This window comes from Altererythrobacter litoralis, assembly GCF_036324225.1.
Lineage (GTDB): Bacteria > Pseudomonadota > Alphaproteobacteria > Sphingomonadales > Sphingomonadaceae > Erythrobacter > Erythrobacter litoralis_A.
Window position 1 is genome coordinate 1 of record NZ_JAZDQV010000014.1, and the last position, 19,225, is coordinate 19,225.

The following is a 19,225-nucleotide window of genomic DNA, read 5'->3' on the forward strand; positions in this document are numbered from 1 at the left end:
CGCAGCACCTCCTCAGTGCCGCGAGTGAATCAAGGCTTCGCCGCCAAGGCAAGCGATTTAATGGGTCCTGAGCCTAGATCACAACCCCAGTTGTGCGGCTCTGAGAATTGACCCATAGTTGTTGAATGGACGCGTTGAAGAAACTGTATTGGCTCCTTCGCTACGACTATAAGGTGCATTATCTCCTGCCGCTTTTGCTGTTGGTGCCAATATTTATTTTTCTCTGGCGAGACCCTCTTGACACATACGTTGAGCCTGGTGAGCCAGTTATCGCTCAGATCACACAATTGAGTGTAGGGCACAGCCGATTACAGGGACGCACGCCCGGTCTGGTTCTCGCTGCGTCTACTGCCGATGGAATTTCTGGAGTTAAAATTGTCCTGCCTAGTGAGGTTGCTGGCTGCAAAGCCGGTGATCCAATTCGCGCCGAGCGGAAAGGCATCAAACTACATCTCCAGCCCTCTCCGTGTGAAAATTGAGAGTGAGAGTCTCAAAGTTCTTGGAGAGGCGGTCACTTCCGCTTTCCACCCAGTTTCGGACGGCAACGTTGCGCTCTCAAGTTCCCGAAAGCGGACTCACCTCAACCGCGCTTCGATCGCGCCCCAGATCATTCCCGGCATATCGGTGCCGTTGAACCGGTCGATCGCGCGGATACCGGTGGGCGAAGTCACGTTGATCTCGGTGAGATATTTGCCGCCGATCACGTCGATCCCAACAAAGATCAGCCCCTTCTCCCGCAGCACCGGGCCCAGCGCATCGCAGATTTCCTGCTCGCGCGCGGTCAGGGTCGTCGCCTGGGCGCTGCCGCCCACCGCCATGTTGGAGCGGAACTCGCCCTCGCCCGGGATGCGGTTGATTGCACCGGCCACCACGCCGTCGATCAGCACGATGCGCTTGTCGCCGTCGGCCACTTCGGGAAGGAAGGGCTGCACCATATGCGCTTCGGGCCACATCTGGTTGAACACTTCGAACAGGGCGGAAAGGTTTTCTCCATTCTCGGGGATGCGGAAGATCGCCTTGCCGCCATTGCCGTGGATCGGCTTGACCACCACCGCGCCGTGTTCGGCCATGAAGCGCCGCACCTCGTCGACCGAGCGAGTGATCAGCGTGGGCGGCATGAACTCGCGGAAATCGAGCACCATCACCTTTTCCGGCGCGTTGCGCACGCTGACCGGGTCGTTCACCACCAGCGTCTCGCCCTTGATGCGTTCGAGCAAGTGGGTGCCAGTGATATAGCCCATATGGAACGGCGGATCCTGCCGCATCAGCACGACGTCGATATCCTTGCCCAAATCGAGCCGCACCGCTTCGCCCTTGGTCACGTGGTCACCCTGCACCGGCTGCACCGTCACCGGGAAGCATTGCGCATAAAGCCGGTCGTCGGCGTCCAGCGTCAGGCTTTCGACGTGATATTCGTAAACCGTGTGCCCGCGCTTCTGCGCGGACTCGATCAGGGCGAAGGACGAATCCGTCGCAATGTTGACGGTTTCGATCGGGTCCATCTGGACGGCGACGCGTAGTGTCATTCAATCATCTCCGTTCGCCCTGAGCCTGTCGAAGGGCTGTACTGCTTTCATACCGACGCACCCGAAAAAGTGCAGTGCTTCGACAGGCTCAGCACGAACGGGGTTGCTGAAATCTCACGGCATCCAGGCGTTGACGATGTGGCGCGGGAAGGCCCCGGGTGCAAGCAGGATCACGTCGATCCTGATGTCCTCGCCCTGCGCAGCATAGTTGTGCGCCACGCATTCGGCCGCATCGGCCACCCGGCGCAGGCGCCAGGTCTCGATCGCATGGTCGAGATCGGCCGCGCGCTGGCGCCATTTGACTTCGACGAATGCAACCACGCCGCCGCGCCGCACGATCAGGTCGATTTCCCCACGTGGGGTCTTCACCCGCTGGTCAAGCACAGACCAGCCTTTCAGGCGGAGCCATTACGCGGCTTGCCATTCGCCCTTGCGCCCTTCCCGTTCGGCCCGTTGGCGGCTCATTCGGCCTTGAGTTCCATGGCCCGCGCGTAGAGCGCCTTGCGGTCGAGCCCGGTCGCCTTGCCGACCTGCGCTGCGGCCTGCGAGGGCTTGAGGCTGGCCAGCGCCTCACGCAGCATGGCATCGGCGTCGATCTCGGGCGCTTCTTCCGCGCCCGGCGGAGCGACCAGCAGCACGATCTCGCCCTTGGGCGGATGTTCCGAATAATGCGCGGCAAGCCCAGCGGCGCTGCCGGTGCGGCACTCCTCGTAAAGCTTGGTCAGCTCGCGTGCGACCGCGACTTCGCGCGCGGGCCACATATCGGCAATCGCTTCGAGCGATTTCACCAGGCGCGGCCCGCTCTCGTAGAACACCAGAGTCGCGTCAATACCCGCCAGCGCCTGCAACGCCTCGCCGCGCGCCTTGTCCTTCACCGGAAGGAAACCGGCGAACAAGAAGCGGTCGGTCGGCAGGCCTGCCAGCGTGAGCCCGGCGATCGCGGCGCATGGCCCGGGCAGGGTCGTGACCGCTACCCCCGCCTCGCGGGCCGCGCGCACGAGGCGATAGCCGGGGTCTGAAATCAGCGGCGTGCCCGCATCGCTCACCAGCGCCACCGCTTCATTGTGCATTCGTTCGACCAGCGCATCGCACGCTTTCTCGCTCGCGTGGTCGTCATGCCGAATCAGCGGCTTCGAAATGTCGAGGTGTTTGAGCAGCTTGCCTGCCACTCTTGTGTCTTCGCAGGCGACCGCATCGCAGCGCCGCAGGATATCGACCGCACGGAGCGTTATATCGCCTAAATTGCCAATCGGCGTGGCAACGATATAGAGGCCTCTTGGAAGAGGTTCAGAAAGGCTGGTTCCGGATGCGTCACTGTTCACATGGCCTCTTTGGAACAGCCGGGATAGGGTCGGCAAGTATGCAGCGGAATTTGTTCAATCGGCGCAACCTGGTTGTGGGGGGCACTGCGCTGCTGCTGGCAGGCTGTCAGATGATCCCCAAGACCGGGCCGGGCGCCCCTCCGCCCGAAGTGGGCCCCGCGCCCGAGCCGAGCGCGACCGAGCTTCCCACCGACGAAACGCGCCACCGCATCGCGATCCTGGTGCCGCTGACGGGCCGCAACGGGCCGGTCGGCCAGTCGATCGCCAATGCCGCAAACATGGCGATTCTCGACACCAGCGCGGAAAACCTGCGCATCACCACCTATGACACGTCGCAAGGCGCCGGCGCCGCCGCAACCAAGGCGGTTGCCGATGGCAACAAGCTGATCCTTGGCCCGATGCTGGCGGAGAATGTCCCTGCGGTGGAATCCGTGGCCCGCCGGGCCGGGGTGCCGCTGATTTCTCTCTCGAACAACACCACTGTTGCGAAGGCAGATGTGTTCGTGATGGGCCATATCCCCGAGCAATCGATCGAGCGTTCGGTCGCTTTTGCAAGGTCACGCGGGGCGAACAATTTTGCCGCGCTGCTACCCACGGGCGATTATGGCGACCGTGCCCAGAGCGCGCTCAGCGATGCACTGCGCAATTACGGCGGGCTGCTCAAGCGGACCGAGCGCTATGATCGCGGCAGCACCGCTGTGATCGGCGCCGCGAACCGGCTGCGCGAAGCAGGCGGATACGACACGGTGCTGATCGCCGACGGGGTGCAACTCGCCTCGCAAGGCGCAACCGCGCTCAAGGAAGGCGGCGCATCGCCCCGCATCCTCGGCACCGAATTGTGGAGCGGCGAAAGCGCGCTAACCCGCACCGCTGCGCTACGCGGCGCGCTGTTTTCGGCAGTCTCGAACCAGCGCTTCCAGCGCTTCCGCGACAGCTACCAGGCCCGCTTCGGCGATGCGCCCTATCGCATTTCGACGCTGGGCTACGACGCTGTGCTGTTGACGCTCCGCGTGGCGCGCGACTGGCGCTTCGGGCGGCCCTTCCCCACCAGCCAGCTTGTTGCACGCGACGGTTTCCTGGGTCTCGATGGAGCCTTCCGCTTCGGCACCAACGGGGTGATCGAGCGAGCGATGGAAGTGCGCGAGGTCAAGGCGGGCGACGTCACCGTGGTCGATCCGGCGCCCGCCCGCTTCACCGACTGAGCAAAACCCCCTCGCCCTGCTTGTGCGGCGATTGGGCCGCAGCATATAGGCTTGTCCATGTCCGACGATCTGTTCGATAACACGCCCGCTTCGAGCGGCGACTACAACGCCTCTGCCATCGAAGTGCTCGAAGGGCTCGAGCCCGTGCGCCGCCGCCCCGGCATGTATATCGGCGGGACGGACGACCGCGCGCTTCACCACCTCGCCGCCGAAGTGCTCGACAACTCGATGGACGAGGCGGTCGCGGGCCACGCAAGCCGGATCGAAGTGCGGCTCGAAGAAGGCAACCGCCTGTCGATCAGCGACAATGGCCGCGGCATTCCCGTCGACGAGCACCCCAAGTTCCCGGGCAAGTCCACGCTCGAAGTGATCCTTTCGACGCTGCACTCGGGCGGCAAGTTCTCCGGCAAGGCCTACGCCACTTCGGGCGGCCTCCACGGCGTCGGCGTCAGCGTGGTCAACGCGCTTTCCAGCCATACGCGCGTGGAAGTGGCGCGCGATCGCCAGCTTTACGCGCAGGAATTCGCCAAGGGCCAAACGCTCGGCCCGCTCGAAAGCCTTGGCCCCACGCCCAACCGGCGCGGCACCACCGTCAGTTTCACGCCCGACGAAGAGATATTCGGCGACCGCCAGTTCAAGCCCGCGCGGCTGTTCAAGCTGGCCCGCTCCAAGGCATACCTCTTCGCCGGGGTCGAGATCCGCTGGAAATGCGCCCCTTCGCTCGCGAGCGAGGATGTGCCCGAGGAAGCGACGTTCAAGTTTCCAGGCGGCCTTGCCAACCATTTGGCCGAGCAAGTAGGCGCCCGCGAATGCGTCACCGCCCAGCCCTTTACCGGCAGCCAGGACTTTCCCGAGGAAAAGGGCCGCGTCGAATGGGCGATTGCCTGGCCGCTGTGGTCCGACGGTTCGACCAGCTGGTATTGCAACACCGTGCCCACCCCCGATGGCGGCACGCACGAGCAGGGCCTTCGTTCGGCGCTGACCAAGGGCCTGCGCGCCTTTGGCGAGCTGACCGGCCAGAAGAAGTCGAAAGACATCACCGCCGATGACGTGATGACCGGCTGCGAAGTGATGCTGTCGGTCTTCATCCGTGACCCGCAGTTCCAGAGCCAGACCAAGGACCGCCTGACCTCGCCCGAAGCGACCCGCCTCGTCGAGAACGCGGTGCGCGACCATTTCGACCACTTCCTCACCGCCAATATGGAGCGCGGCCGCGCGCTGCTGGGCAGCGTGATGGAGCGGATGGACGAGCGGCTCAAGCGCAAGGCCGAACGCGAGATCAAGCGCAAGACCGCGACCAACGCCAAGAAGCTGCGCCTACCCGGCAAGCTCACCGATTGTTCGGGCGAAGGCGACCGCGAGACCGAACTGTTCATTGTCGAAGGCGATTCGGCCGGCGGCAGCGCCAAGCAGGCGCGCGACCGCAAGAGCCAGGCGATCCTGCCGATCCGCGGCAAGGTCCTGAACGTCGCCAGCGCGACGGCTGACAAGATCCGCGCCAATCAGGAAATCGCCGATCTCGCGCTCGCGCTTGGCTGCGGCACACGCAAGGATTGCGACCCTGAGAACCTGCGGTACGACCGCATCATCATCATGACCGATGCCGATGTCGACGGAGCACATATCGCTACGCTGTTGATGACGTTCTTCTTCCAGGAAATGCCCGAAGTGGTGCGCGGCGGGTATCTCTACCTGGCGCAACCGCCGCTCTACAAACTCACCAGCGGCAAGGAGACGCGCTACGCTCGCGATGACGCGCACCGCGCCGAACTGGAAGCCAGCGTGTTCAAGGGCAAGAAGGTCGAAGTCAGCCGCTTCAAGGGTCTTGGCGAAATGAACCCGAACCAGCTGCGCGAAACGACCATGAGCCCGGACACACGCAGCCTGATCCGCATCACCCTGCCCGAACAACACGAAGCGCGCTTCGCGGTGAAGGAGCTGGTCGACCGGCTGATGGGCCGCAATCCGGAACACCGCTTCAACTTCATCCAGAACCACGCCAGCGATGTGGATCGGGAGATGATCGACGCCTGAGCTGGCGGCCCCTCCAATTCGCTAGCTTCCGCAGTGACACCCTTGCGCCAAACTGTTGCTTAACTTAACGCCAACGGAAAGTTCCAAGGGAAAACCGATGACCGATACGACCCGCTTCGAAGGCACCAGCTCCTATATCGCGACCGACGACCTGAAAGTGGCGGTCAACGCCGCGGTCACGTTGCGTCGTCCGCTGCTGGTCAAGGGCGAGCCGGGCACCGGCAAGACCGTGCTGGCGCATGAAATCGCCAAGGCGATCGACGCGCCGCTGATAGAGTGGAACGTCAAGTCCACCACCAAGGCGCAGCAAGGCCTTTACGAGTATGACGCGGTGGCGCGCCTGCGTGACGGCCAGCTTGGCGAAGAGCGCGTCCATGACATCCGCAACTACATCAAGAAGGGCAAGCTGTGGGAAGCCTTCACCTGCGAAGAGCTGCCCGTGCTGTTGATCGACGAGATCGACAAGGCCGATATCGAATTTCCGAACGACCTTCTTCAGGAACTCGATCGCATGAGCTTCGACGTCTACGAAACGCAGGAGCGGATCGAGGCGAAGGAACGCCCGATCGTGGTGATCACTTCGAACAACGAAAAGGAACTGCCCGACGCATTCCTGCGCCGGTGCTTCTTCCACTACATCAAGTTCCCCGACCGCGAGACGATGCGCGAGATCATCGAAGTCCACTATCCGGGCATCCAGAAGAACCTCGTCACCAAGGCGATGGATATCTTCTACGAGCTGCGTGACGTCCCCGGCCTCAAGAAGAAGCCCTCCACCAGCGAATTGCTCGACTGGCTCAAGCTGCTGCTCAACGAGGACATGCCGCTCGATGTGCTGCAGGATTCGAACCCCAACAGCGCGATCCCACCGCTGCACGGCGCCCTGCTCAAGAATGAGCAGGACGTGATGATGTTCGAACGGCTGGCATTTATGGCGCGCCGCAACCCGAGCTGAGGCGGCGCACATCATGCGGCTCGGCGATCACCGGCTGACGCTTTTCTTCTTTGTGCTGACGCTCGCCACGATGCTGGTGATGCGGCAGTATTTTCCGGCCGAGCTGGCGATCCCGCTGCCCGGCAGCGATATCCGCCCGGTGCTGCTGCTCGAATTCGCCAGCAAGCACGAGCATCTGGTGCACATCTTCGGCGAAGCCGGCGATCCGCTGCGCGATGCCAGGATCGCGGGTATGCACACCGGCAATGTGCTCGATTATCTGCTGATGCCCGCTTACGCCTTGCTGACCTTCAACTTCTTCAGGGGCATCGCCAGCGAAACTCCGTCCGGCTGGTGGAGCCTGGTCGGATGGATGGGCGTCATCGCGGCGCTGTCCGACGCGGTCGAGAACGCGCTGATGTTCCGCATTGTCGCCGAATTTACCGCTGGCAATGCGGGTGCCTATGCCGACATGGCGCTGCTGCCCTACCCCGTGTGGATCAAATTCGGATTGCTCGCTGTAACCTGCGGCGGAGCGGCATGGGCCTTCATCCGGATGAAGCGCTGGGTGCTTGCGCTGCTGTGCATTCCCGCCCCGCTGATGCTGGTGCCGGGAATGCTCGACCCGATGGGAACCGCGCCACTTGCAACGACCATGATCGGGCTGGGCTGGCTGGCAATGGCGATCCACGCCGGAACCCGGTGGTACAGGTCCGGCGCGACCCCGGATCAGTCGAAGCTGTAAGCCAGTTCGAAATCGCCCCAACGCCGCCCGTTGATCACCAGCGGGATATAGACGTTGCGGACCACGATATAGCTCTGGCCGTCGCCTTCCTGGCGATAGACCGCCATCATGTAGGGCGCATTGCTGCGCTTGGACTTGGCGTCGATCGGGTCGAATATCATCCGGCCGTTGCGGCAGAAAGCCGTGTCGTGCGTGATGTTCCCGGTCGGTGCCAGCGAACGCTCGCTAAGGTGCGTCGGCAGGAAGCCGCTCATGTCGGTGCAGGCGGCCGCCAGCACGCGGCTGTCGCTCTGCTTTGCGCGGTCGAGGAACGGGCGCCATTTCTGGTGCGCCCAATCGGACAACGCGGTGGTGAAGCGCTTGGGATTGCTGCCGGGGATTTCGCGATAGTCGCTGTCGAACAGCGCTGCCAAGTCGAGCTCGCCCGATGCGATCGCCGCTTCGGTGAGTTCCTTGATCTCTCGCGCGAAGCCCTGTGCCTTTTCGACCATCATGCTGTCTTCGGGCGACAGCCCGGCCTGCACAATCCGGTCGAACATTTCGCTCGCGGTCATTTCCAGCTCTTCCATGCGCTTGTGCGCCTTTTCGAGCTTTGTTTCGTTGTCGCGCGCGGCGTTGTCGAAGCTGTCGAGCACGTCCTGCACGCGCACCACATGGTCGCTGATGGTGGTGGTCGAGCGCGCGATCTGGTCGTTCTGCTTGTCGACCTCTTCCACCAGCTCGCCTACGCTGACGATGGTGCGTTCGATCCGCGCAACCGAAGCCTTGGCTTCGCCGCTTGCCTTCGAGCCCGCTTCGATCCGTTCGATCACTTGCGCGGCCTCACCGCCCAGCGCGTCGATCGTGGTGGTGATTTCCTCGGTCGCCTTGCGCGTGTCATTAGCAAGGCTCTTCACTTCGCTGGCGACGACCGCAAAGGTGCGCCCGGCATCGCCTGCGCGCATCGCTTCGATCGTGGCGTTGAGCGCCAGGATATTGGTGGTTTCGGCGATCTGCTCGATATCCTTCGAGCTGCGGCGGACCTGTTCCATGGCAGCAGCAAAGCTGGTGACATGCTGCGACAGCGCTTCCACCAGTTCGAGCAGCCCGTTGATCTGGCCCAGCGAACTGTGGATCAGCGCAGTGCCCTCGCCCAGTCGCTCGATCGCTCGTTCCGACAGCAATCGCGCCTCGTCACTCGCTTCGGCAACCTTGGCCTGGTCGGCTTCCAGCGCGGTAACAGTGCCACGCAGCGCGGCATGTTCCGCGCGCAGAGTTTCCGAAGAACGGATCACCGCCTCGACGATCCCCGCGACATCGGTGCAACCAACGGTCACATCGCCGCAACTCTCTGGAATCTTTTCGAGTGCGGTTGCCCCGGCAGGGTTGAGCGCATCGGCTTCATGAAGTACGCCCCTGATAATTACCCGTAGAGCTCGGTAACCGCCCATGGTTAGCGTCTCGTTAATTTCGCTAGCCCTTGCTGCAAATACTGGCGCGGCGGAGATGCGCGGGCTAAACCACACCAATGTTCTTCAACTTCGTCGACGAATTGCGGGCCGCGGGCATATCCGCCAGCTTCAAGGAACACCTCACACTGCTGGAGGCGCTCGACCGTGACGTGATCGAGCAGACGCCAGAGGCGTTCTATTACCTGTCGCGCGCCACCTTCGTGAAGGACGAAGGCCTGCTCGACCGGTTCGACCAGGTGTTCAACAAGGTCTTCAAGGGACTGCTGACCGATTACGGCCAGAACCCGGTCGAAATCCCCGAAGACTGGCTGAAGGCCGTGGCGGAGAAGTTCCTAACTCCCGAAGAGATGGAGAAGATCAAGTCTCTGGGTGACTGGGACGAGATCATGGAGACGCTGAAGAAGCGGCTCGAGGAACAGCAGAAGCGCCACCAGGGCGGCAACAAATGGGTCGGCACCGGTGGCACCAGTCCCTACGGCAATTCGGGCTACAATCCTGAAGGCGTGCGGATTGGCGGCGAAAGCAAGCACAAGCGCGCGATCAAGGTTTGGGAAAAGCGCGAGTTCAAGAACCTCGATAACACCAAGGAACTGGGCACCCGCAACATCAAGATGGCGCTGCGGCGCCTGCGCCGTTTCGCGCGCGAAGGTGCGGCAGACGAGCTCGATCTCGATGCGACGATCGACGGCACCGCGCGGCAGGGCTGGCTCGACATCCACCTGCGGCCGGAGCGGCACAATGCCGTGAAGCTGCTGCTGTTCCTCGATGTCGGCGGCTCGATGGATCCCTTCATCAAGCTGTGCGAGGAATTGTTCAGCGCCGCCACGACCGAGTTCAAGAACCTCGAGTTCTTCTACTTCCACAATTGCCTCTACGAAGGCGTGTGGAAGGACAACAAGCGCCGCTGGCAGGAACGCACCAAGACGTGGGACGTGCTCCACAAATACGGGCATGACTACAAGGTTGTGTTCGTCGGCGATGCCGCGATGAGCCCGTATGAGATCACCCATCCCGGCGGCAGCGTCGAGCATATGAACGAGGAAGCCGGCGCGGTTTGGATGCAGCGCGTGGCAAACACCTATCCGGCCAGCGTGTGGCTCAACCCCGTGCCCGAAAAACAATGGGGCTATTCGCAGTCGACCAAGATCATCAAGCAGCTGATGGGCGACCGGATGTATCCGCTCACGCTCGACGGGCTTGATGACGCGATGCGCGAACTGAGCCGGAAACAGGGCCATTGATCCCAACCCATTCGCGCTTCCTGGCGGTTCGCCAGTGGCTCGAAGCATATGATCCCGGCACCGGCTGGCGGCTGTGGCTGTACGAATTCCTGCTGTTCGGCTTCAAACAGGCGTGGGCCTGCCTGTTCGGCGCATTATTGCTGGCGCTGCTGCTGGGAACTCACCTGCTCTACCCCGACGACGCGGTGCTCCATCGCTATGATTTCCTGACGCTCAGTGCGCTCGCCATCCAGGCGGGGATGCTCGCCTTCCGGCTCGAAACATGGGAAGAAGCCAAGTTGATCCTGGTGTTCCACGTCGTCGGAACGGTGATGGAACTGTTCAAGACCGCTGCCGGTTCGTGGACCTATCCCGAAGCGAGCGTGCTCCACGTCGGTGCTGTGCCGCTTTTCAGCGGCTTCATGTATGCCAGCGTCGGCAGTTATATCGCGCGCGTCTGGCGCATTTTCGACTTCCGCTTCAGCCATTATCCGCCGCGCTGGACCACTTGGCTGCTGGCGGCCGCGATCTACGTCAATTTCTTCGCGCACCATTGGACAGTGGACATCAGGCTCGCGTTGTTTGCACTCACAGCCCTCCTGTTCTGGCACACGCGCATCCATTTCCGCAATTTCCGGCTGCACCGGTGGATGCCGCTGCTGCTTGGCTTCGGACTGGTGGCGCTATTTATCTGGCTGGCAGAGAACATCGCCACTTTCGCCAATGCGTGGAACTATCCGGGCCAGGAAGACGGGTGGGAACCCGTCTCCATCGCCAAGCTCGGCAGCTGGTATTTGCTGATGCTGATCAGCTTCGTGCTGGTCGAATTGGTTCAGCCGGTGCGAAAGCCCGACCGGCCTTCCCCTGCCTAATCCTTCTGGTCCAGCTCTCCATACAGCCGCAGGCTGCAACGCCAAAAGAAATAGGCCGGAACCAGCCCCAGGAATGCCGCGCCGTAAAGCACATAGCGGACACTCTCTGCGCCATAGGTCGGCTGGATCCAGTCGGACAGCATGCCGAAAAACAGCGGCCCCAACCCCAGCCCGATCAGGTTCTGGAAGAACAGCATGGTCGCCGCCGCAATCGCCCTCACCCTCACCGGCACAAGGCCCTGCGCCGAGGAATAGGTCGGCCCGTAGTAGAGCGAGTTGCACACGGTGGGGATGAACAGCAGCGCCAGTGCCAGCTGCCAGGTCGATGCCTGATAGGCCAGGAAGGCGATCGGGACCGCCAGCGCCATGCCGATCGCCGGTGCGCTCAACACGTGGCGGCGGTTCTTCGCACCGAAGAGGTCGGCCAGATAGCCGCCGAGCCATGTCCCAAGGATGCCCGCCACCCCGTTGATCACGCCGAACCAGAAGCCGACTTCGCCGGGCGACATTTCATGCGTGCGCTGGAAGAAGATCGTGGTCCAGGTCGTCTTGCCATAGCTGAGGAAAGACGCCGCCGAACCGGCGGTGAGCAGCAGCACGAATGCAGGCGAACCCATTACGGTCTTCAGCGCATCCTTCATCGGCATGGCGGGGGGATGCGAGCTGGCCTTGAGGGCAGCTTGTGCGTGCATCTGGCGCGGATCGCGCAGCACGAACCACACCACCAGCGCCATCAACACGCCCGGCAAGCCAACTATCAGGAAGGCGTAGCGCCAACCCACCATGTCGGCCAGAATCCCGCCGATCACCATGCCCAGCAAAGTGCCGATGGGGATGCCGAGCGAATAGAACGCCAGCGCCGAACTGCGCTTCTCGGGAGGCACGGTTTCGCTGATCAGAGAGTGCGCAGGCGGGGTGCAACCCGCCTCGCCCACACCCACGCCGATCCGCGCCAGCAGCAACTGGAAGAAATTCTGCGCCAGGCCGCACAGCGCCGTCATCGCCGACCATGTCGCAAGCGCAACCGCGATCACCTTGGGGCGGCTAGTGGTCGGTCGGTCCGCAAGGCGCGCAATCGGAATGCCCAGCACCGTGTAGAACAGAGCGAAGGCAAGCCCCGTCATCAGCCCGATCTGCGTGTCGCTGAGCTGCAGTTCCTTCGCGATCGGCTCTGCCAGGATGTTGACGATCTGACGGTCGATGAAATTGAAGATGTAGACAATCAGCAGGATCCACAATGTGACCCTGACGGAGCGCGCCGTAATCGCTTGTTCTGCGGCGGATGCCATCCGCGTTCCTTTCCCTCGTGGTGCGGCCGCGCCGCTTATTGTTTTGGTCGCTAACTCAGACGCTTTCAGCCTGCACAATTCAAAAATAGAGCAGATGTTCCCTTACGTTCGCGATCCATGCCGCCTCGTCGGCCGAAGCCAGCGCGTCGAGATCGTCCGGATCTGCGGCCGGATCGTCGACCCATTCGCGCAATGCCGGGCCGCCGTTAATCACATCGATCGCAAGCCGCTCGAATTCATACTCATAGGGAAAATCGCGCCAGATCGGGTAATCCGGATAGAGCCGCCGGATCGCCTTGAACGCCAGCGCCTGAAGCCGCCAAGGCCGGAATGCGGCGTGGTCGTAAAAATTGCCTTCCGCATGGATCATCAATGCGTTGCAAAGCGTTCCTGCGTGTTTGTGGAAAGTCGGGCTGAACCAGCATTCGCGGATCGCGCAACCCGCCATCCAGTCGGGCGCAAGCCGGTGCATTTCCGCCAGCACCGCTTTCGCATCGATGTCGGGCGCGCCGAACAGGACTTCGAGCGGGCGCGTGGTACCGCGCCCTTCGCTCAGCGTTGCGCCTTCGATCATCACTGTCCCGGCATAGGCGCGTGCCATGTTCACATTGGCGGCGTTGGGCGACGGATTGATCCAGATGCGGCTATCCGGCCAGCCATGGCCCGGCCCGTCCGGCTCCCAGCCCTTCATTTCGACCACGCGATAATCGAGATCGAGCCCGAAATGCTGGATGAACCAATGCCCCATCTCGCCCATGGTAAGCCCGTGGCGCATCGGCATGAGGGCGGCGCCGACAAAGCTTTCCTGCCCCGGCACCAGCAAAGTGCCTTCCACCGGGCGCCCGGCGGGATTGGGCCGATCGAGCACCCACACGCTCTTGCCCGATTTCGCAGCCTCTTCAAGCAGGTAGAGCAGCGTCGTGACGAAAGTGTAGATACGGCAACCGAGATCCTGCAGGTCGAACAGGAAGACATCGGCGGATGACATCATCTGACCGGACGGCCGGCGCACCTCGCCATAAAGGCTGAACACGGGGATGCCGTATTGCGGGTCGAGCTCGTCTTCGGTCTCAACCATATTGTCCTGCTTGTCGCCCTTCAGCCCGTGCTGCGGCCCGAATGCGCTGGTGACATTGATCCCCGCAGCGATCAGCGCGTCGAGGCTGTGCGTCAAATCGGCCGTAACCGAAGCGGGATGCGCGACCAGCGCCACGCGCTTGCCCTCAAGCTCGCGCCGCAGTTCCGGCTCGGCCAGCAGCCGGTCGATCCCGAACTGCACGTTCATTTGCCTCTCTCCACGCGCAGCTGGCGGCAGATATCGCTGTGGAACTCCGGCTTGCCGCCAGGAAATGCCAGCGCCCAATATTGGATGTTGCCTTCAAGGTCCTCGACAACGGCGTTGAGCGCCACTTGCGCCGGATCGCGCAATTCGGCCGCGATGCTGGCGCGCAGCACCAGTTCGCTTTCGTCATAGGAGCAGGCGACAGTGATCGCCTCAACCGGCCCGTCGCGGGAATTCAGGCGAAAATCGTCGAAATCGTAGCAGGCCCAGCACGAAGAGGGCGAAAGGTTGAACTCGCGATACCAATGGCCGCCATCGGGTTGCCAGAAGATCTCGAAGCAGGTCGTCCGCCACAGGAAATCGCGCCGTTCGGGCAGAGCAGGCTCGGGCACGAGGATCGCGGAAATATCGCCGTGCAGGCGGAATTCCGCCTCGCACCCCTCCGCAGTGGGAGTGAGGCTGGCAGTGACCGAAGCGATCGGCCCGGGCCGACAATCGGGATGGAGAACGAGCGAGTGCATCGCCTTCTGCCCTATGGCGGCACGGGGCATGCTGCAAGAGGCTTACGCTCGGGCGAAAGCGCTGCTAGGGGCCAGCGCGAAATGAGCACCTACGAATCCGATCTCCTGCGCCTGCTCGACGAGCGGGGCTATATCCACCAGCTGACCGATGCTGAGGGGCTGGACAAGCTCGCCTCCGGCCAGGTGGTGCCCGGCTATATCGGCTTCGACGCCACCGCGCCCTCGCTCCACATCGGCAGCCTGGTGCAGATCATGATGCTACGCCGCCTGCAGCAGGCCGGTCACAAGCCGATCGTGGTTATGGGTGGCGCCACCACACGCATCGGCGACCCCACGGGGCGCGACGAGAGCCGCAAGATGCTCTCGGAAGAGACAATCTCGGCCAATATCGCTTCGATCCGCACGGTGTTCGAACGCCTGCTCACTTTCGGCGACGGCCCGACCGATGCAGTGATGGTCGACAATTACGACTGGCTGGGCGGGATCGGTTACATCGAGATGCTGCGCAAGGTCGGCACGCATTTCACGATCAACCGCATGCTCAGCTTCGATTCGGTCAAGCTGCGGCTCGAACGCGAGCAGCCGATGACCTTCCTCGAATTCAACTACATGATCCTGCAGGGCTACGACTTCCGCCACCTGGCGCAAGCGATGGGCGCCCGCCTGCAGATGGGCGGCAGCGACCAGTGGGGCAATATCGTAAACGGGATCGAACTGGGCCGCCGGATGGACGGCGTCGAACTGTTCGGCCTGACTACACCGCTGCTTACTACCGCTGACGGTGCCAAGATGGGCAAGACCGCCGCTGGCGCGGTGTGGCTCAACGAAGCGCAGCTCCCGGCTTACGATTTCTGGCAATATTGGCGCAATGTGGACGACCGCGACGTCGGCAAGTTCCTGCGCCTCTTTACCGATCTGCCGCTGGAAGAGATCGCCCGGCTCGAAGCGCTCGAAGGTGCGGAGATCAACCAGGCGAAAATCGTCCTTGCCAATGAAGTGACCAGCTTGGTGCGCGGGGATGCAGCCGCTCGCGCTGCCGAAGCGACCGCGATCGAGACATTTGCCGGCGGCGGCGCGGGCGAAGACCTTCCTACTCTCGCAGTCGGTGCGGAAGGCATGCGGATCGGCGCAGTGCTGACCGAAATCGGCTTCACTGCCTCCAATGGCGAGGCGAAGCGCAAGATCGCCGAAGGTGCGGTAAAGCTCGACGATGTGGTGGTCAGCGACCCTGCCCTCCTCGTCGAAGTCGCCGAGGGCGAACAGCGCAAGCTCAGCCTGGGAAAGAAGAAGCACGGCGTCATCACGCGTTAACCGCGGTAAGTCGCTGCAAACCAGCCAAAGTTATCCCGCAGTGATGCGCGAAGCCGCCGCGCGTCCCGTTTTGGTGCATTCGGTCTTTACCAAATATCAGCGATTGTCTGGCAATCATGCCTTCAAGAGCATTTCTTGGAGGAAGAAACCGTGAGTGCCGGAGCCAATCTCAGTGTGACCGACCTGCGCCGTGCCGCGCGTCACCCGGTCGATTTCCCGGTAATGGCCGAACATCGCCGCCTGGGCGATCTCAAGCTGCATGTCGCGAATCTTTCCGCGCATGGCTTCATGGTCGACAATGCCGAAGGTCTTCAACGCGGCGACCGCGTGATCATCCGCTTGCCCGTGGTTGGCCGGATCGAAGCCTATGTGATCTGGGCGCGCGACGAGCGTGCCGGTTTCCAGTTCGAGCGGATCATCCGCCTCGACGATTTCATCGCGATCATCGACGAGCTGCAGCCCAATCCGCGCCTGCGCCGTTTGCGCTGATAACCCCAGCTTACCGACAATATAGTTTTTGACGCCTTGGCAGCGGGCATCGCCCCTGCCATTGCGCATCTGTGAGCGACACAGCACTCAGCGGGGCCGATCAAAGCGTCGAAGCGACGCACCCGTTTCGCGTCGCCAACTTCCGCGCCTATTGGACGAGCCGCCTGTGCATGACGCTGGCGCAATACGCCATGCTGCTGATTATCGGCTGGCAAACCTACAATATCGCGCGCGACGCGGGCATGGGTGTGGCTGCAGCATCGGGCCAGCTGGCGCTGATCGGGCTGATGCAATTCGCTCCGTTATTCGCTCTGACGCCTTTCGTCGGGCTCGCAGCCGATCGCTTCGACCGCCGCATGATCGCTCGACTCACCGTGCTGTTGCAGCTCGCTTGCGCCGCGCTGCTGGCCTGGCTCACCTGGCATGGAGATATTACCCTGCCGGTGCTCTTCGGTATCGCTGTGCTACTGGGCGTGGCGCGAGCATTTGCAGGCCCGGCGCTGTCCGCCCTCGCCCCCAATCTGGTGCCCAAGCGCATTCTGCCGCGTGCCATCGCGCTTTCAAGCATCGCCTGGCAAACCGGCATGATCGTGGGGCCCTTCATCGGCGGCTATACCTATTCGATCTTTCCTGCGCTTCCCTATCTCGTTGCGAGCGGCCTGTTCCTCGTTTCGGTCACCGCGCTCAGCCTGATCGGCAAGGTGCCGCAACCCGCGCTGCGCAAGGATCGGCGCCCGATCGGGCAAATGCTCGACGGTCTGCGCTATGTCCGCCAGAACAAGATGGTGCTCGGAGCGATCACGCTCGACCTTTTTGCGGTGTTCCTCGCAGGCGCGACAGCTCTGTTTCCGGTCTATGCGCGCGACATCTTGAAGGTCGGCGAAACCGGGCTGGCACAGCTTGCGATGGCGCCGGCGTTGGGAGCGGCGATTACTGCGCTGTGGTTCAGCTTCCGTCCGCTTGAGAACAATGTCGGCCCCAAGATGCTGTGGGCGGTGTTCCTGTTCGGGCTCGCGACGATCGTGTTCGGCCTTTCGACTTCGATGCCCCTGAGCCTCTCGATGCTGTTCATCATCGGCGCGGCGGACATGTTCAGCGTCTATATCCGCCAGTCACTGATCCAGCTGCACACACCCGACGAGATGCGCGGGCGCGTATCATCGGTCAGCCTGCTTTCGATCAGCGCATCCAACGAATTCGGCGATTTCTTCTCGGGAAGCCTGGCCTTCCTGATCGGGCCCGTCGCTGCGGTGGTCACTGGCGGTGCGGGCGCGATCGTAACGGTCGCGCTGTGGAGCCGGCTGTTTCCTGTGCTAAGAACTACGCGGACATTCGATCCGCCCGACGAAATCATGATCGAGCAACAGCGCATCAAATCCCAGGAGTCCTGACATGAAAGCCGCGAACATCCTCGAGACGATCGGCCGCACCCCGCATATTCGGCTGGCCCGGCTGTTCCCCAACCACGAAGTGTGGGTGAAGAGCGAGCGCGCCAATCCGGGCGGTTCGATCAAGGACCGGATCGCACTGGCGATGGTGGAGGATGCCGAACAGAGCGGCGCCTTGAAACCGGGCGGCACGATCATCGAACCAACCAGCGGCAACACCGGGATCGGGCTGGCGATGGTGGCTGCGGTCAAGGGTTACAAGCTTGTGCTGGTGATGCCCGAATCGATGTCACTCGAGCGGCGCCGCTTGATGCTCGCCTATGGTGCCAGCTTCGACCTCACGCCCAAGGAAAAGGGAATGAAGGGCGCGATCGAACGCGCGCATGAGCTGATCGAAGCGACCGAGAATTCGTGGATGCCGAGCCAGTTCGACAATCCGGCCAATGTCGCGGTGCATGTGCGCACGACCGCCAAGGAGATCCTGGCCGATTTCTCCGATGCGCCTGTTGACGTCCTCGTAACCGGTGTCGGCACCGGCGGGCACCTCACCGGCTGCGCCGAGGAACTGAAGCGCCAATGGGCAGGCATGAAGGCCTATGCGGTCGAACCGACCCTTTCCCCGGTGATCAGCGGTGGCCAGCCCGGCCCGCACCCGATCCAGGGCATCGGCGCCGGCTTCATTCCCGGCAACCTGCACACGCAGGCGATCGACGGCGCGATCCAAGTCGATCCGGAAGATGCGAAGGAAATGGCCCGCCGCGCCGCTGCCGAGGAAGGCATGCTGGTGGGCATTTCGAGCGGTGCGACGCTCGCCGCGATTGCGCAAAAGCTGAAGGAGCTTCCCTCGGGCAGCCGCGTGCTGGGCTTTAACTACGACACAGGCGAGCGCTACCTCTCGGTTCCCGATTTCCTTCCGGTCGAATAAGCATGTTTGAGCGGATCGACTATCGCGATGGCGATACGCCGCTGGTCGCGCAGCACTTGCGCCCCGAAGGATCGGCGCGGGCAGCTGTCGCGATCTTCCCTACCTTCATGAACTCCACTCCCGGCGTGGAGGACAAGGCGCAGGCGTTGACCGATGCCGGTTACGCCGTGCTCATCGCCGATTTCTACGGGCCAGATGCACCGCCCAGTTTCGAGCAGGCGTTCGAAGCGATGGGACGGCTGCGGGCAGATCCACGCGCCATGCGGACCCGGCTAGGAACCACCCTCAAGCTGCTGCGCCAGCTCCACCCTGACTTGCCGCAATTGGCGATCGGCTTCTGCCTCGGCGGCATGGCAGTGCTCGAATTAGCGCGCGACGGGCATGAACTCGAAGCGGTCGTCAGCTTCCACGGCTTGCTGGCGACTCCCCTGCCCGCAAGCGACACGATCCGCCCACGCATATTGGTGTGCCATGGCGATGCGGATTCGCTGGTCCCGCGCAGCCAGGTGACCGAGTTCTGGGAGGAAATGGATCGTGTGGGTGCAAACTGGCACTTCCACAGCTATTCCGGCGTCGAACATGGTTTTACCAACCAGCGCATGCTCGATGGCTCGCCCAATCCGGCGTACAATTCCAGCGCAGACCGCCAGAGCTGGGCGGCGATGCACAGCCTGTTCGACGAAGTGCTGGGATAGGCCGCTTTCGCGCAGCCGC

The 19,225-nt window shown here is 62.7% G+C and carries 18 protein-coding genes; 11 read left to right on the plus strand and 7 right to left on the minus strand.

Annotated elements, in window-relative coordinates:
* Positions 1 to 575 precede the first annotated feature (575 nt).
* The 3 genes from gshB to rsmI all read right to left on the minus strand — a co-directional run bounded on the left by gshB (position 576) and on the right by rsmI (position 2,848).
* Positions 576 to 1,526: a glutathione synthase gene (gene gshB / locus VRS74_RS11975; protein ID WP_354145461.1), complete on the minus strand. Its 951-nt coding sequence runs from the start codon at positions 1,524 to 1,526 to the stop codon at positions 576 to 578.
* 114 nt (positions 1,527 to 1,640) lie between these two features.
* Positions 1,641 to 1,925, minus strand: a complete 285-nt coding sequence (locus VRS74_RS11980; RefSeq protein WP_354145500.1) for a YraN family protein — start codon at positions 1,923 to 1,925, stop codon at positions 1,641 to 1,643.
* Positions 1,926 to 1,987: 62 nt separating this feature from the next.
* Positions 1,988 to 2,848, minus strand: coding sequence for a 16S rRNA (cytidine(1402)-2'-O)-methyltransferase (gene rsmI, locus VRS74_RS11985; protein WP_354145462.1), 861 nt, complete (start codon positions 2,846 to 2,848; stop codon positions 1,988 to 1,990).
* A gap of 110 nt (positions 2,849 to 2,958) precedes the next feature.
* On the opposite strand from rsmI, the gene VRS74_RS11990 reads away from it, so the two are divergent.
* The 4 genes from VRS74_RS11990 to VRS74_RS12005 all read left to right on the plus strand — a co-directional run bounded on the left by VRS74_RS11990 (position 2,959) and on the right by VRS74_RS12005 (position 7,763).
* Positions 2,959 to 4,050, plus strand: coding sequence for a penicillin-binding protein activator (locus VRS74_RS11990; RefSeq protein ID WP_354145463.1), 1,092 nt, complete (start codon positions 2,959 to 2,961; stop codon positions 4,048 to 4,050).
* A gap of 57 nt (positions 4,051 to 4,107) precedes the next feature.
* Positions 4,108 to 6,084 carry a DNA topoisomerase IV subunit B gene (gene parE / locus VRS74_RS11995; RefSeq protein ID WP_354145464.1) on the plus strand — a complete coding sequence of 659 codons (1,977 nt, stop codon included), beginning with the start codon at positions 4,108 to 4,110 and terminating at the stop codon, positions 6,082 to 6,084.
* Positions 6,085 to 6,181: 97 nt separating this feature from the next.
* Positions 6,182 to 7,039 carry an AAA family ATPase gene (locus tag VRS74_RS12000; RefSeq protein WP_354145465.1) on the plus strand — a complete coding sequence of 286 codons (858 nt, stop codon included), beginning with the start codon at positions 6,182 to 6,184 and terminating at the stop codon, positions 7,037 to 7,039.
* A 13-nt stretch (positions 7,040 to 7,052) separates the two neighbouring features.
* Positions 7,053 to 7,763 carry a hypothetical protein gene (locus tag VRS74_RS12005; protein ID WP_354145466.1) on the plus strand — a complete coding sequence of 237 codons (711 nt, stop codon included), beginning with the start codon at positions 7,053 to 7,055 and terminating at the stop codon, positions 7,761 to 7,763.
* Here the strand turns inward: VRS74_RS12005 and VRS74_RS12010 are convergent.
* Positions 7,748 to 9,193, minus strand: coding sequence for a methyl-accepting chemotaxis protein (locus VRS74_RS12010; protein ID WP_354145467.1), 1,446 nt, complete (start codon positions 9,191 to 9,193; stop codon positions 7,748 to 7,750). The two genes, VRS74_RS12005 and VRS74_RS12010, sit on opposite strands and share 16 nt — an antisense overlap.
* 77 nt (positions 9,194 to 9,270) lie before the next feature.
* Between VRS74_RS12010 and VRS74_RS12015 the strand changes: the two genes are divergently transcribed.
* Both VRS74_RS12015 and VRS74_RS12020 read left to right on the plus strand, forming a co-directional pair.
* Positions 9,271 to 10,455 (plus strand): vWA domain-containing protein, encoded by a 1,185-nt coding sequence (locus VRS74_RS12015; protein ID WP_354145468.1) that lies wholly within the window; start codon positions 9,271 to 9,273, stop codon positions 10,453 to 10,455.
* Positions 10,455 to 11,306, plus strand: coding sequence for a DUF817 domain-containing protein (locus tag VRS74_RS12020; RefSeq protein WP_435521403.1), 852 nt, complete (start codon positions 10,455 to 10,457; stop codon positions 11,304 to 11,306). Before VRS74_RS12015 ends, VRS74_RS12020 begins: the two co-directional genes overlap by 1 nt.
* On the opposite strand, the gene VRS74_RS12025 is transcribed toward VRS74_RS12020, so the two are convergent.
* From VRS74_RS12025 to VRS74_RS12035, 3 genes are all read right to left on the minus strand, one after another.
* Complete coding sequence (locus VRS74_RS12025) at positions 11,303 to 12,595, minus strand: spinster family MFS transporter (RefSeq protein ID WP_354145470.1); 1,293 nt, start codon at positions 12,593 to 12,595, stop codon at positions 11,303 to 11,305. The two genes, VRS74_RS12020 and VRS74_RS12025, sit on opposite strands and share 4 nt — an antisense overlap.
* Positions 12,596 to 12,674: 79 nt before the next feature.
* Positions 12,675 to 13,874, minus strand: a complete 1,200-nt coding sequence (locus VRS74_RS12030; RefSeq protein WP_354145501.1) for an exo-beta-N-acetylmuramidase NamZ family protein — start codon at positions 13,872 to 13,874, stop codon at positions 12,675 to 12,677.
* A gap of 2 nt (positions 13,875 to 13,876) precedes the next feature.
* On the minus strand, positions 13,877 to 14,398 hold the full coding sequence (locus VRS74_RS12035) for a DOMON domain-containing protein (protein ID WP_354145471.1): 522 nt from the start codon (positions 14,396 to 14,398) through the stop codon (positions 13,877 to 13,879).
* 81 nt (positions 14,399 to 14,479) lie between these two features.
* On the opposite strand from VRS74_RS12035, the gene tyrS reads away from it, so the two are divergent.
* From tyrS to VRS74_RS12060, 5 genes are all read left to right on the plus strand, one after another.
* Positions 14,480 to 15,709 carry a tyrosine--tRNA ligase gene (gene tyrS, locus VRS74_RS12040; protein ID WP_354145472.1) on the plus strand — a complete coding sequence of 410 codons (1,230 nt, stop codon included), beginning with the start codon at positions 14,480 to 14,482 and terminating at the stop codon, positions 15,707 to 15,709.
* A gap of 150 nt (positions 15,710 to 15,859) precedes the next feature.
* Positions 15,860 to 16,198 carry a PilZ domain-containing protein gene (locus tag VRS74_RS12045; protein ID WP_354145473.1) on the plus strand — a complete coding sequence of 113 codons (339 nt, stop codon included), beginning with the start codon at positions 15,860 to 15,862 and terminating at the stop codon, positions 16,196 to 16,198.
* Between the two features lie 170 nt (positions 16,199 to 16,368).
* Positions 16,369 to 17,589, plus strand: coding sequence for an MFS transporter (locus tag VRS74_RS12050; RefSeq protein ID WP_435521404.1), 1,221 nt, complete (start codon positions 16,369 to 16,371; stop codon positions 17,587 to 17,589).
* A gap of 1 nt (position 17,590) precedes the next feature.
* A complete protein-coding gene (cysK, locus tag VRS74_RS12055; RefSeq protein ID WP_354145475.1) occupies positions 17,591 to 18,511 on the plus strand; it encodes a cysteine synthase A in 921 nt (306 codons plus the stop codon).
* A 2-nt stretch (positions 18,512 to 18,513) separates the two neighbouring features.
* Complete coding sequence (locus VRS74_RS12060) at positions 18,514 to 19,206, plus strand: dienelactone hydrolase family protein (RefSeq protein ID WP_354145476.1); 693 nt, start codon at positions 18,514 to 18,516, stop codon at positions 19,204 to 19,206.
* Positions 19,207 to 19,225: the final 19 nt, after the last annotated feature.

What these genes read in the sequence shown, in the direction of transcription:
- gshB (WP_354145461.1), bottom strand. Translation starts at nt 1,526, where the DNA reads ATGACACTACGCGTCGCCGTCCAGATGGACCCGATCGAAACCGTCAAC.
- VRS74_RS11990 (WP_354145463.1), top strand. Translation starts at nt 2,959, where the DNA reads ATGATCCCCAAGACCGGGCCGGGCGCCCCTCCGCCCGAAGTGGGCCCC.
- parE (WP_354145464.1), top strand. Translation starts at nt 4,108, where the DNA reads ATGTCCGACGATCTGTTCGATAACACGCCCGCTTCGAGCGGCGACTAC.
- VRS74_RS12000 (WP_354145465.1), top strand. Translation starts at nt 6,182, where the DNA reads ATGACCGATACGACCCGCTTCGAAGGCACCAGCTCCTATATCGCGACC.
- VRS74_RS12005 (WP_354145466.1), top strand. Translation starts at nt 7,053, where the DNA reads ATGCGGCTCGGCGATCACCGGCTGACGCTTTTCTTCTTTGTGCTGACG.
- VRS74_RS12010 (WP_354145467.1), bottom strand. Translation starts at nt 9,193, where the DNA reads ATGGGCGGTTACCGAGCTCTACGGGTAATTATCAGGGGCGTACTTCAT.
- VRS74_RS12015 (WP_354145468.1), top strand. Translation starts at nt 9,271, where the DNA reads ATGTTCTTCAACTTCGTCGACGAATTGCGGGCCGCGGGCATATCCGCC.
- VRS74_RS12025 (WP_354145470.1), bottom strand. Translation starts at nt 12,595, where the DNA reads ATGGCATCCGCCGCAGAACAAGCGATTACGGCGCGCTCCGTCAGGGTC.
- VRS74_RS12035 (WP_354145471.1), bottom strand. Translation starts at nt 14,398, where the DNA reads ATGCACTCGCTCGTTCTCCATCCCGATTGTCGGCCCGGGCCGATCGCT.
- tyrS (WP_354145472.1), top strand. Translation starts at nt 14,480, where the DNA reads ATGAGCACCTACGAATCCGATCTCCTGCGCCTGCTCGACGAGCGGGGC.
- VRS74_RS12050 (WP_435521404.1), top strand. Translation starts at nt 16,369, where the DNA reads ATGACGCTGGCGCAATACGCCATGCTGCTGATTATCGGCTGGCAAACC.
- cysK (WP_354145475.1), top strand. Translation starts at nt 17,591, where the DNA reads ATGAAAGCCGCGAACATCCTCGAGACGATCGGCCGCACCCCGCATATT.
- VRS74_RS12060 (WP_354145476.1), top strand. Translation starts at nt 18,514, where the DNA reads ATGTTTGAGCGGATCGACTATCGCGATGGCGATACGCCGCTGGTCGCG.